The sequence below is a fragment of the Priestia koreensis genome, from assembly GCF_022646885.1.
Classification (GTDB): domain Bacteria; phylum Bacillota; class Bacilli; order Bacillales; family Bacillaceae_H; genus Bacillus_AG; species Bacillus_AG koreensis_A.
Genome location: NZ_CP061868.1, coordinates 1,673,783 through 1,686,452, shown reverse-complemented (window position 1 = coordinate 1,686,452; position 12,670 = coordinate 1,673,783). Strand labels below are relative to the sequence as shown.

General features: G+C 40.6%; 13 protein-coding genes and 1 tRNA gene. 8 read left to right on the top strand and 6 right to left on the bottom strand.

Annotated features, from left to right (window positions below; genetic code table 11):
• The first annotated feature begins 137 nt into the window (after positions 1-137).
• Positions 138-668: a GNAT family N-acetyltransferase gene (locus tag IE339_RS08445; protein WP_242175385.1), complete on the top strand. Its 531-nt coding sequence runs from the start codon at positions 138-140 to the stop codon at positions 666-668.
• A 29-nt stretch (positions 669-697) separates the two neighbouring features.
• On the opposite strand, the gene IE339_RS08440 is transcribed toward IE339_RS08445, so the two are convergent.
• The 4 genes from IE339_RS08440 to IE339_RS08425 all read right to left on the bottom strand — a co-directional run bounded on the left by IE339_RS08440 (position 698) and on the right by IE339_RS08425 (position 4,378).
• Positions 698-1,708: a MupG family TIM beta-alpha barrel fold protein gene (locus tag IE339_RS08440; protein ID WP_242175384.1), complete on the bottom strand. Its 1,011-nt coding sequence runs from the start codon at positions 1,706-1,708 to the stop codon at positions 698-700.
• Entirely contained in the window at positions 1,705-3,069 is a 1,365-nt protein-coding gene (locus IE339_RS08435; protein ID WP_242175383.1) for a PTS transporter subunit EIIC, read from the bottom strand. The genes IE339_RS08440 and IE339_RS08435 overlap by 4 nt, the downstream gene beginning before the upstream one ends.
• A 209-nt stretch (positions 3,070-3,278) precedes the next feature.
• Positions 3,279-4,010, bottom strand: coding sequence for a TspO/MBR family protein (locus IE339_RS08430; protein ID WP_242175382.1), 732 nt, complete (start codon positions 4,008-4,010; stop codon positions 3,279-3,281).
• 128 nt (positions 4,011-4,138) lie between these two features.
• Positions 4,139-4,378, bottom strand: a complete 240-nt coding sequence (locus IE339_RS08425; RefSeq protein WP_242175381.1) for a spore germination protein — start codon at positions 4,376-4,378, stop codon at positions 4,139-4,141.
• A gap of 165 nt (positions 4,379-4,543) precedes the next feature.
• On the opposite strand from IE339_RS08425, the gene IE339_RS08420 reads away from it, so the two are divergent.
• Entirely contained in the window at positions 4,544-5,548 is a 1,005-nt protein-coding gene (locus tag IE339_RS08420) for a DUF3231 family protein (RefSeq protein ID WP_242175380.1), read from the top strand.
• 41 nt (positions 5,549-5,589) lie between these two features.
• Here IE339_RS08420 and IE339_RS08415 read toward each other — a convergent pair whose 3' ends face one another.
• The gene (locus tag IE339_RS08415) at positions 5,590-7,062 is read right to left on the bottom strand and encodes an alpha/beta hydrolase (protein ID WP_431522788.1); all 1,473 of its coding nucleotides are present in this window, start codon (positions 7,060-7,062) and stop codon (positions 5,590-5,592) included.
• A gap of 238 nt (positions 7,063-7,300) precedes the next feature.
• On the opposite strand from IE339_RS08415, the gene IE339_RS08410 reads away from it, so the two are divergent.
• From IE339_RS08410 to IE339_RS08395, 4 genes are all read left to right on the top strand, one after another.
• On the top strand, positions 7,301-7,774 hold the full coding sequence (locus tag IE339_RS08410) for a hypothetical protein (RefSeq protein WP_242175378.1): 474 nt from the start codon (positions 7,301-7,303) through the stop codon (positions 7,772-7,774).
• Positions 7,771-8,298, top strand: a complete 528-nt coding sequence (locus tag IE339_RS08405) for a hypothetical protein (protein WP_242175377.1) — start codon at positions 7,771-7,773, stop codon at positions 8,296-8,298. Before IE339_RS08410 ends, IE339_RS08405 begins: the two co-directional genes overlap by 4 nt.
• Before the next feature lie 83 nt (positions 8,299-8,381).
• A tRNA-Ala gene (locus tag IE339_RS08400) sits at positions 8,382-8,454 on the top strand.
• An 81-nt stretch (positions 8,455-8,535) separates the two neighbouring features.
• Positions 8,536-10,149: a HEAT repeat domain-containing protein gene (locus tag IE339_RS08395; protein ID WP_242175376.1), complete on the top strand. Its 1,614-nt coding sequence runs from the start codon at positions 8,536-8,538 to the stop codon at positions 10,147-10,149.
• Positions 10,150-10,234: 85 nt separating this feature from the next.
• Here the strand turns inward: IE339_RS08395 and IE339_RS08390 are convergent, their stop codons facing one another.
• Positions 10,235-11,227, bottom strand: a complete 993-nt coding sequence (locus IE339_RS08390; RefSeq protein ID WP_242175375.1) for a LacI family DNA-binding transcriptional regulator — start codon at positions 11,225-11,227, stop codon at positions 10,235-10,237.
• Positions 11,228-11,460: 233 nt separating this feature from the next.
• Here IE339_RS08390 and IE339_RS08385 point away from each other — a divergent pair, with 233 nt between their 5' ends.
• Both IE339_RS08385 and IE339_RS08380 read left to right on the top strand, forming a co-directional pair.
• Positions 11,461-11,895: a MarR family winged helix-turn-helix transcriptional regulator gene (locus IE339_RS08385; RefSeq protein WP_242175374.1), complete on the top strand. Its 435-nt coding sequence runs from the start codon at positions 11,461-11,463 to the stop codon at positions 11,893-11,895.
• A gap of 60 nt (positions 11,896-11,955) precedes the next feature.
• Positions 11,956-12,594: a nitroreductase family protein gene (locus IE339_RS08380; protein WP_242175373.1), complete on the top strand. Its 639-nt coding sequence runs from the start codon at positions 11,956-11,958 to the stop codon at positions 12,592-12,594.
• The last annotated feature ends 76 nt before the right edge of the window (positions 12,595-12,670 follow it).

The following is a 12,670-nucleotide window of genomic DNA, read 5'->3' as shown; positions in this document are numbered from 1 at the left end:
AATGCCTCCTTCGTGGTTTCTAACTAGTTGAATTGTTCCACTAGGTTATTTTGATTAAACGTCTTTTTACAGGATTTCGCACATTGACTAGCGAACATAGTAGGATAAAGTTATGGATAACAAAGGAGAAGAACAAGATGATAACGGTTAAAGAGCTCGACCTCTCATGGCTTCCGCGCATCAAAGAAATTGACCGAACAGAAGAAATTGAGGCCATTTATACGTATAAAAACGAAACGTTAGCAAAAGAAGAACGAAAAAAAGTGATTCCAAATTGGTCACCTGAGGGGATTTCTGAGATTATCCACACTCTTTCTCCCATTATTAAAAAAGACGGCCACCTTGTTGGTGCTATTGATCAAGATCGGTTAATAGGCGTTGCGGTGTTAGGGGGCGAGTGGCTTCCCATACATGAGAAAACGCTCCAGATGGCTTTTCTCTATGTTAGCAATGGGTATAGACGACAAAAAGTGGCACAACGCTTGATGGATCACGTTGTTTTTCGTGCAAAAGAAAAAGGGGCGATGCAGCTTTATGTATCGGCCACTGAAACAAATTCAGCGCTCGGATTCTACTTTCGCTACGGCTTCACCATTGCAAAGCAAGTAGATCCCGCATTGTTTTTAAAAGAACCGCTTGATATTCATCTGACTATGCCTATTAAATAAGACGTACCCGTTTGGGCACGTCTTATTGGTTATTTGTATAAATGAATGGTTTGGCCAGGCTTTAAATACTGCAGCAGCGGAATATCTTCCTCTACTATTTTTCCAATAACATTGACTCGTTCATCAGATGGAAGCGGTGAACGAACAAGCTGAATCTCTCCCTGATAACGCCCGTAACGGTGGTTGTCCATCGTAATGCTTCCAACAGGACGTTCTGTTGTATGATGGGCGTCTATCCGTTTAGTTTGACGCGTGTCCAAAAATCTCCATACGTCACGCGCTTGATCAAAGCGGAGCTGATAGTGGCCTTCTCGTAAATACGACGATTGTATACGCAAGAAAAGCGTTTGGGTCTCATCGTAGGCCACCAGTGCTTTTAACGTTTCTTGCTTTACCTCTGGGTCCCCGATGTACACATCATCTACACCCATGTGCTTCAAGTTTATCCCACTGTTCAAAGGCTTCCCGCCTCGGTGATTCTCGAGTGTCGGAAGACCTTCAAATAATGGTCCTCTCTTTTCTCCATCTCCAGGGACAAATGCGGCAACTCGAACCCCAGCATCACGTAAAAATAGATTTTGATTCACAAAAAACGCCTCATCTAAACCCGTCTCACATCTTGGATAAAAGTTGTGCCACGCAAGGAGCTGCTTGGGCGAAATGCCTAACTTCAAAAGATCCTCTAGCTCTTGCTGCGTCATCGTGCTGGCATTTAGCGCAAGTTTAAAATGCTTTGCCAGTGATAGCGTCGTCTCATGATCAAATCCATCATCAAGTCGAATCCCCTTTACTCCCAGCTTCAACAAGTCTTGAAAACTCTCTAGCCCCAACTTCGAAGGTGTGGATCGTGATGTGTCTGCATAGACATTGATTCCTAACTCACACGCTAGTGATAGCAGTTCTTTCGCTTTTTTTGCTAAATCGCCTGTCTCCTCTGGAATATGAAGCGAGGTGAAAGCAGTACGAATACCGCTTTCACCTGCCTCTTTCAATCGTTTTTGTGCATATGGATCTTGCAAGTAAAAGGAGATTCCAATCAATCAAACTCACTCGCCATTTCATCTTTAAATCCGAAGAAATACGTAAATGCAAAGCCAGCAAAATAAGCGATGACAAGACCTGCAATATAGAGCAATACTTGTGTTGGAATTACGATGAAAGCTAACGGAATACCGGACACGCCTACCGCACTAGTTGCTACGTGATAATAAGCTTGAAATGCGCCACCTACTCCAGCACCAAGACATGCCGTTAAGAACGGGCGACCGAGTGGAAGCGTTACGCCAAAGATAAGCGGCTCCCCGATCCCTAATACACCAGAAGGCAGTGACCCAAAAATGGCACGCTTTAGCTTTTTCTTTTTCGTTTTCATATAGATGGCAAATGCTGCTCCCACCTGTCCAGCACCACCCATTGCAAGAATCGGAAGAAGCGGGTCGTTTCCAATAGAGTTAATGAGCTCTAAGTGAACAGGCGTTAGCCCCTGATGCAATCCCGTTACAACGAGTGGTAGGAATGTAGCTCCTAATACAAACCCAGCTCCTACGCCTCCTGTATCTAAAATCGCTAACAACCCTTTTGTAATTCCTTCGGAAATAAATCCTCCAACAGGCATAAACACAACGTATGTGACAATTCCCGTAACTAATAGAGTAATCGTCGGCGTCACAATAATGTCAATGACACTCGGTACAAACCGTCGAACTCTCTTTTCCACAATTGCCATAAAAATAGCGGCCATTAATACCCCTATAAGTCCTCCACGACCTGGTAGTAAATTTTCCCCAAACAATTTAATATCCACAATAGCTGGGTTAATAATCAGGATTCCAGCCATCGCACCAAGTGCAGGTGACCCTCCAAATTCTTTTGCTGCGTTCATTCCTACTAAAATACCTAAATAGCCAAATAGGCCGGATCCAATGACGGTTAATAACATCGCAGGAGTTGATTTATCAGAGAGAACCTCTGCTTGAATAAGCGCTTTTGTAATACCAGTAATAAGTCCAGACGCAACTAAAACCGGAATAAGTGGAATAAAAATACTTGCAATACGTCGTAATAATAGTTTAAAAGGTGTCGCATTTTTCTTTGAAATTTCAGCTTTCTTATCGGTAGCCCGAGCTTTTAAATCTACTCCACCGCCTGCTTTTACGATTTGATCAAATTGATGGTAAACGTCATTTACCACACCTGGCCCGACAATCACTTGGACCGTATCCTCTTGTACAACTCCCATTACACCCTCAATTTTTCGAAGCGCTGCTTGATCGACCATTGATTCGTCTTTTGGCTTAATGCGAAGCCTCGTCATACAATGTGCGTATTCAGCAACGTTTCCAACTCCCCCAACATGTTCAAGAACTTGTTGTGCGAGCTTTTGATAATCTTTCCCCGCCATGCTTGTTCCCCCTCTTTTTTCTTACTCTCTTTCTAATTATACAGATATTTCTGATAATAATTATACACCTTTTAAAATTTTGTTTCATTAATTATTTATAATTTATAAAATATAATTTTATGTGTAAATGGTTCTAAAGACCTAATTGTTAACGCTTTCAAAAAAGATATACAAAAAAACCATCAGGTAATCGCCTGATGGCTTCTCGATCAACGCTTTATTTTTCGAATACACTCAATTAAAATAGCAACTGCAATTGCTGCAACCGTAATCCATGCTGTTACGACAATTGATCGCATGTCTTTTTGCTCTACAATAATGGCAATGTACGCCCAAATAACAACGAGCGGATACGCAATGTCCTTGTTTTTAAATGTAAAGTAAATGGCCAGCAAACCGCCAACCACAAGCATAATCAAGGTCCATGTGAGCTGATCAAGCCCTAGCAGTGATTCCACATTTTTGTAAGTCAAGACCGTAAATATATTAACAATCGTTGCCACAGAAACCCATCCGAGGTAAATGGAAATTGGCGTGCGAAGCAAAATTTTGCGTACACCTGAGTTTTGAATGATGGAATAAATCACTATAAGCGTAAGTAGAAGGGCAATAATAACAAATACGGATAGAACAATATGACCCTTACCAAATACAATAACCCATAGCGCATTTAAAAGTAAGTTCAGTGGAAACCATAAGCCAATCTTCTGATACACATCTCTTTCTTCTCCCGTTGTAAAAAAGGCACGAATAATCCACACAGCAAGCAGAAGATAAATAAGACCCCAAATGGAAAAGGCGTACGGGGCAGGTTTGAATAGATAATTAATTTCCCCACTTATACCGCCAATATTTTGCCCGACTGCCATCGTGTAATTAACGATCAACACCGCTAAAAAAACCACAACGTTTGCAATAAAAAGACCCGTTCCTTTTTTCATCTTGTCACTCCTTTAAGTGTTTCTATTGTTCTTGTACCCGTCAAGCAATTTCGATATTCGTAGTTGAGCACACTCATCGATCTCTTTATACATATATGATGAACAAAATCAAATTAGCCTAGCTACACCTAAATTGAGTTGTTGTCGTTAACTGCCTGGCCAGTTTCTGTCTGATTTTGAACGTTTCGCTGTGACACACGATTGCATACGCGCTGATAGACGGGCGAATAATTTCCAACTGAAAAAGCATTTCCGATTAAAATGTTATTTGCGGTATGACTTTCTTGTCGCGTGGAGCCGAAATTAATATTTGCATTTTGACTCATCGTTTGAACATAAAATCCATTCACTGTAATGAGGGGATTCATAGTCTTTCACCTCCTTTTACTAGTGTATCGATCGAAAAGGCTTTTGTTTGGACATCTTACCATTTTCTTCGTTTATTCAGCGAAACGGACCTCATCAACTTTCACACATATTTTTCTCCTACATGATGACACTAAGAAACGTAACTTTTGTAGTGAGGTGAGAACATGAATAACGACGGACGTATTGTAACCTTAACCGCTGGAGAAGTAAGTGGATTATGGTCTGGGTATATCGGGGAAACAATGTTACATTGTGTGATGACGAGTTTTCTATCGACTGTAGAAGACTCAAATGCTCGAACACTGCTTGAGACGAACAAAAAACGATTAGATGAGCGGCTCGTTCGCTATCAAAAACTGTTCGAGCAAGAAGGAATGATTGCTCCTGCTGGCTTTGGTGAGCAGGATGTTTTTCTAGATACGCCTCGAATGTTTTCGGATAAGTTTTATCTCTTTTATATGAAAGAAATGGCACGAGGATCTATTATTTTGTACACTGAGGCACTGTTTGGCTCTCACCGAAGAGATCTACGCGAATTTTTCATTCAAAACATTGAGGAATACACAAACGTATTTAATCAAGCGATTGAATATCTATTGGAAAAAGGGATCGTCATCCGTACGCCGAGCATTCCCATCCCAAAAGAAATCCATTTCGTTCATCATCCATCTTTTTTAGGTAAAATCCGCGGTAAAAACCGTCCAGTAACCGCACAGGAAATTAAATCCATCTATATCAACTTGGATACAAACATGCTTGGAAAGTCTCTTATGATCGGATTCAGCCAAGCTTCTACATCGGTTGATTTGCGTACGTATCTCGTTCGAGGTCGTAAAATTGCGCATAAGCACATTGACCTCTTTATTCATACGTTGACCGATGAGGACTTACCTTCCCCACAGCTTTGGGATCCAGAAGTAACCGAGTCTCGAATTCCGCCGTTTTCTGAAAAGTTAATGCTTTACCACACAGGACTCGCAAGTGCGAGTGGTCTCGCGAATTACGGTTCTGCTCTATCACAAATCGCTCGGAAAGATCTTTCTATTATGTTTGCCCGCCTCTCTCTTGAAACGGCAAGGTTTGCAGGAGAAGGAACTAAAATCGCGATTGAAAAGGGATGGCTTGAGCAGCCTCCTCTCGCTTCGAATCGTGACTTCTTGTCGTCATAATATAAAAGGGAGATGCAAGCGTGGCATCTCCCTTTTATCTGTTAGTATGGTTTGATTTCTTTTCCCGTTTTTAAATCTCTGACGTGCAGCGTATTTTCGGGTCTTTTAACATCGTGACTTTTTGGTGCAGGCTGTTTTTTTTCTACCCAGTCTACTAACAAATCAAACGACTGGTGTGCGTAAGGAAGCAGTGGCTGTAGCTTTTTTGTTGCATCTGCGGATGGATTCCAAACTAAACTATCGACATGATTGCCACCTTCAATCATATACAGACGGTGCAGATCCTGTTTACCCGCTCTTTTCACTAGTTTTTCATACCCTTTCGCATGGACATCTGGAAAGATGAGAGCATCCATTGTACCGGTGAAACTAATTAACGGAACATCGATATCCCCTGTATTCGCAACTTTCTTGATGTTGTCACGCATCAATCGCTTTCTTTGCTCATAGCGATAATCCTTAAAAATCCAATCGTACGAACGATCTCGTTGCCCTGATGGCGTAAAGTTCAAATAATCACGCCAATTTAATCGGTTTGGAGCGGTTGGATCAAAGTGATCACGGTAAATATTGAGTGTGACAAACCAGTACACCTGGTCGTAGTATGGCCAAAGGCCTTCTGATCCTTTTGGAAGACCCGCTTTGTACATATTTTTAAGCGCTTTTTCTTTGTTCTTTCCACTTTCATAAAGAGCTTCTTCAGTCGAATTTACAACCGTAGTCAACGAACTAATTAAGTTGGATGCTTTTTCTGTCCAAAGCACGCCCTCCCAATCTACACCTCCGTCAAATAAGCGAGGCTCCCCTGTAATCTTAGGCTTATCGTGCTCTAAAGCATAACGTACCACATATCCTCCGTTTGAAATACCGATTGCATAAGTAGGGATGTGATGATCCTTGTTGATGAGATGAGAAGCGGTGTTTGATTGGTCTCTAGCTGCAATTAATTGAGACGGGTGATGGTCTTTGAGGTAATTCTGAGCGGCCTTTGTAACCTGTCGAAAACGTTCATTCCATTCAGCAACGGAATCATCTTCATTTGCAAGTGCATTTTTGACTTTGGCCAGTGGATCGGTTGGATCTTCTTCTCCCTGCGTGCCTTTATCAATAGCAGCAAATGCATAGCCTTTTTCTAGCACATAATCACTGAATAAAAGATCAGTGGAGGTTTCATTTCTCGTTGCTGGAATACCAGAAACGACTAGTTTCCCATTCCAATCTTCAGGGATTCGTATGACAAACTTTGCATCTTCAAACCTTCCAGAGATTTGTGTACCTTTGATTGGTGCTGGCTTGTACACTTCATACCACCCGCTCCCATCTGATTGCTGTCCCCAGTTGTACGGAACAAGGCCAATATTTCCGTATAAAGTAGCTGCCTTATACTGAATTGGATTTTTCGTAGTCAGCCAGTTTCCGTTTACTCCGTCAAAATAAGCTACCTGGGTGTCTTCTGAACCAGGAAGAATTGATGTATGTTCCTCTGCATATGCTTTTGGTTGATCTGTCATCATCGTAGTTGAAAAGAATAACGAAGCAAAAATTGTAAGCGTCATCATTTTTCTTTTCAAGGTGAATACCCTCCTTTACATAAGAATATCTTCATTATACGCTCGCTACTGGCGATACACATGGGTCATATTACATTTTTTTACATTATTATTTTTTTGCATGTAGGCAATCAATAACTAGAATTAAACCAAAAAAATAGGAAAAACTTTAATTATTACCGATTGATAAAGGATGATATGCGTGGCTATCTTATTCGTGGCTTCTCTACTACTCATATTCGGAGTTATTCTCTACTTCCAACAACAGCTAACCATCTTCGAAATGGCCGGATGCTGGTTAGTTTCACTACTGTTCATTCATATTTGGCTCGATATTTCCGGTGAAAACCTTCAGCTCATTCAACACGCCCGCACAATTCCTTTATTTACAGCTGTTTCAATTAGTAAAGCATTTTTATTTCCCCTTATGGTCGTTACATTTATTAACCTAGCTGTTGCTAGTGGGCATGTATGGCAGAAAGTTGGCTGGAGCGTGATCGGCATTATGACGATTAGTATGTGTGATATTTTGCACTATCATCTTCACCTCTTTTATGCAACGGGGTGGCGTATACAATGGACCTTTGGTATTTGGACCTTCATATTTTGTGTAACCCTGTCCCTACAACCGCTATTTTATTCCTTACTTCATAAAGAAAAGCAATCATCGCTATGATTTTATATCCGCCAATTCAATTCGATGAAAATGAATGGTTTATTATTGTTTCCTTACTGATCGTTGCTGCTTTATTTATTTGGCTTCCAAACCGCTTTCCACCTATTATTACCGCTCTACTCCTTCTTTACATAGCAGCAGTTGCAATTGTTTCTGATCACGTATTAGGAGGGGCATATAAGAAAAATTTATATGATTTTCAAGACCGTGAGAAGTACGAGTGGTTTGACGTTATTTTACAACTTTTCGTTTATCCTCTATTCGGTTACTTAATCTATTACGTATACGACATATGGCGTCAGAAAAACTGGCATACCATTTGGTTTATCGTGCTTGCTACCCTTTTTTCAACCATTTTTGAGGGGATATCCGTCTGGTTTCGCGTTTTTGTTTATACAGGGTGGAATTTGTTTTATTCTTTTTTGTTTTACTTATGTATTATCCCCATCACTATTTTCTTATTAGAAAAGATGCAGCACTACATTCAAAGATATCGACGGCGCGTGAAGAAATCAGCGGGATAGTCATTCTCCAACGCTGATTTCTTTATTTTTTATTGACAGAATTCCGTTTCTCCGCATAAAATATAGGAAGATATTTCTTTTACGGGGGCTTAGCTCAGCTGGGAGAGCGCTTGCATGGCATGCAAGAGGTCGTCGGTTCGATCCCGATAGTCTCCATTAAGTTGAAACCCGAGCGATGCGTCGCTCGGGTTTCATGCATATTGATCGGTTTTTGAATAGATAAGGAGGCGCTGTGTTTTGAAACCATTATCGGAAGAAGCTCACCAGATTATTAACCAACTCTATCAGAAACGTGCGCTCTTCTTTCACAGTAACCACGATAAAGTTGAATTAATCCAGGAATTGCAGCACGAAGGTAACGTGAGAGTTATTCCGTTTTTGCTTCCGTTTGTCTTTGATCGAAAAGATACGATTGCACAAGTAACTAAACGTACCATCCATTACATTCTTGCGCAAAGCGCTTGTAAGCAATGGATTGAGCTTGAGCAACTCATAAAAGAGATGAATTTCTATCATAAATGGTCGCAAACATGGGATCATCTTCTTCCCTCTCACTTATCGACTTTTGAGATCGATAACCCAGCTGATGCGACGATTTTGGGGCTGTGTAGCTTTCATCGAAACGGATACGTACGTGAAGAAGCGGTTAAAATACTTAGCGCTCAGCCACAAGGACAAGCCATTCCGTTTTTGCTATTACGACTCAACGACTATATTTCCGCTACACAAAAACGTGCGCTTCATGGACTTCGCAATAATTTACGTACGGAATTGTCTCCTTATTTTGTGGATGCTATTTATTTGGTTGATCATCTCCGTAACTACCCAAAAGTAACGGATAAAATGATCATTGAGGAAATTGAATTGTTACTCCAATCACCTGCATGTCAAACAGCTGTACACAATGGTACCTATCATGAAGATCGGTTTACGAGACGCTTTTGTTTTCATTTTTTTCTTCAGCACCACCAATATGATGATGAGTTTTTAAAACGTGCATTACAAAACACCGATGCTCTTATCGCCCTTGGAGCAGGTGAAGCAATTCTTAACCATTATGACCAAGCGTTTGTTAGTACATGGATCAAGTTACTCTCTGTGCATCGGTATATGCCTCTACGAAGACGAACTTTGCACACCATTATGGAACGCTTCGCAGATCAGGCAAAAGCATACTTAGAACACGCTTTGCTCGATCGCCACGCCTCTATTCGAGAATATGCCCGATTTTATTTACGCTCGATATTTGATCGTCAAGATTTCCACACTTTTTATACCAGCTATTTGTTGCAACAACCATATGAAGAAACGTCCGCTTCCGCTATTTTAGGTCTTGGTGAAACCGGAACAACGTCATGCATTCCACTCATTGAACCGTTTCTTCTACACCCTAAAGTAAAGGTACGAAAAGCAGCCGTTCGTTCAATCGGTAGACTACATTCTTCTAATCAAACCGTATTCATACAGGCTCTTCTTGATTCTTCTCCTAGCGTTTCAAAGGAAGGAGCGAAAAATCTAATTCGGTTCGCAAACGAAAAACTATCACATCAGCTTTGGAACTTGTTCATTGATACTTCCTCTGTGATGCATAAAAAACAGCTTTTATTGCTTTTTCAACACTCATCAAAACGAGATTGTCTCTACTACACGATTAAAGCGCGCCAATCAAGCGAACTGCTTATCCAAGAACTTAGTGAAGAGATCATTATTTGGTGGTTATCACATTATAATCGAACGTTTTTCCTTACTTTTAGCGAGGAAGAGAAAATGCGTCTACGCGAAGAAATTAAAAAAATGCCTGCTCTTACGGATGAAATGCGCCAAATGGAATTGACCCAACTCGGCCATTAACTCTGCTTCTCTTCCCCTTACACAGCACGCTTAGTTTGGGATACAATACGAACAAGCGCAGAGTGGATATCCCTCTGCGCTTGTTTTATTTTACCGTCATATTCAATACGCTATCACGCTCGAGTAATTGATAATGAGAATACGTTAGCAAAGGTACTTCCTCCTCATTTACCAATCGAATCATGTGCATTGCGGCTTCTTTCCCTGCATCTTTGTAAAAATACTTCATCGTTGTTAAAGCCGGATGCATAATGCTCGTTACCTCGTATCCTCCAAACCCCGTAATGGACAATTCGTCTGGAACACGTAACCCCCTCGCATTTGCAGCTTTTAAAGCGCCGAGAGCGATGTTATCTGTTGCTCCTACAATAATAGTAGGCGAAAATTCTTCAATGATACGTGATGTGAGCTCAAAAGCGCTCTCCATACTAAAGCCCGTTTCAAAAAAATGAATGTCCGTATTCTCCAAATCAAGAAACGCTTGTTGAAATCCTGCTTTGCGTACTTGTCCGACGGCGATATCTTTCTCTGATACCCCTAAAAATGCAATTTTTCGGTGGCCCATCTCAGCAATATGTTGTCCTACCTTCATCCCTGCCTCATAATCGTTATGAACCAAACTATGGATGCCTTCGTAGTGCTGCCCAATGAGTAAAAGAGGCAACTCAACTTCTTGAAATGCCTTCAAATGCTGGGGCGTAATTTGAGTGGCAAGCAACATAATTCCTGCTACTTTGCGCCTTGAAAAGTCATAGATGCTCTCAATTTCCCGTTCAAGATTAAGGTTGGTATTCGCAATCAGCATTTGATAATTCATCTCACGAAGTCCTTCGTCGATCCCCATTAGCGTTCTTGAAGTGGCATAGGAGTCTAGCCTTGGCACAATCGTTCCAATCATACTCGTTCGTTTGGCTTTTAAGCTTTGTGCAAACGAATTAGGGATATAGCCTGTTTCTAAAATCACTCGCTCAATTTTCTTTTTTGTTTTTGCACTTACAGACCCTCCGTTCAAATAGCGGGAAACCGTACTTTTTGCCACACCCGCAATCCTGGCAATATCTGCGATTGTTGTATTCATTCGTGTCAGCTCCGTCCTTTTAACAGTTCATTACAAGTATACACGACTTGTATCGTGAGTAAAATAATCGTACATGTTATCCACTGCGATAGCTTTCTCAAAACGAAATATTCTGTCTATTATTCATATCCTTGACTTTTTTCAGCCACTTCTTTATATTAGTTGATAGATCAATCATTGATAGGTCAATTATTGACTCGTCAACTTTTAGATAGTTAAAAGGAGAGGTATTGTTGTCCCATACATGCTCTAAAGAAATGGCGATTTTATATCATTTTTATGAATTAAATAAACAAGTCACTCAAAAATTTGAACGTTGTACGGGAATGGGACAATCGCGACTTGATTTGCTTCATCACTTATATGAAGTCGATGAAATTAGTCAATCATCCCTTCAAAAAGACGTTAAAATTGATAGTGCAGCCATCACAAGACACTTAAAACACCTTGAGGGCATTGAAATGATTTCAAGGAGAAAAAATCCAGATGACAACCGCGTTACGTTTGTCAGACTAACGACTAAAGGTCGTCAACAGATTCTTTCTTACCGAAGTGAGCGAGCTCGATTTTTAGAAAACATGCTGAAAGATTTTAGCAATGATGAGCGTTCTACCCTTTTATCCATGTTAGATCGCATAATAGACAATGTATCTCAAATTGAGTCTTGACCTTCTTATCACCTCAATGTTTGATAGTCATCTTAGTACACATGAAGGAGAGATTAACTTATGAACATCAACAAACCGTCAAATGACTTTAATGAAGTAGTAAAAGGACGTCGTTCCGTAAAAGTATACGATCCAGAAGCAAAAATCAGCCGTGAGGAAATGGAAGAAATCATTATGGAAGCAACGCTTGCTCCTTCTTCTGTAAACATGCAGCCATGGCGCTTTCTTGTAATTGATAGCCCTGAGGCAAAAGCAAAACTTGCTCCACTTGCACGCTTTAACCAAGAACAAGTTGAAACATCTGCAGCAGTGATCGCCATCTTTGGTGACCTCAAAGCAGACGAAAACGTAGATCATATCTACGAGCAAATGGTTGCACACGGTTATATGCCACAAGACGTAAAAGATATGCAGCTTGCTAAAATTAAAGCATATTACGATAACATGCCTCATCAAGTAAATTTAGAAACAGCTCTAATTGACGCTGGTCTTGTAACAATGCAATTAATGCTTGTTGCTCGTGCACACGGATATGAAACAAACCCAATCGGTGGTTATGAAAAAGATCAAATCGCTGACGTATTTGGTATTGATAAAGAGCGCTATGCACCGGTTATGCTTCTTTCAATTGGGAAAGGTACAAAAGAAGGTTACCCTTCATACCGCCTTCCATTTGAAAAGATTGCTCAATTTAGATAAGCAAAAAAACTCCAATGATTTTCATTGGAGTTTTTTCATATGAACAAGGAGGCACATTGAAATCAGTCAAGACCAT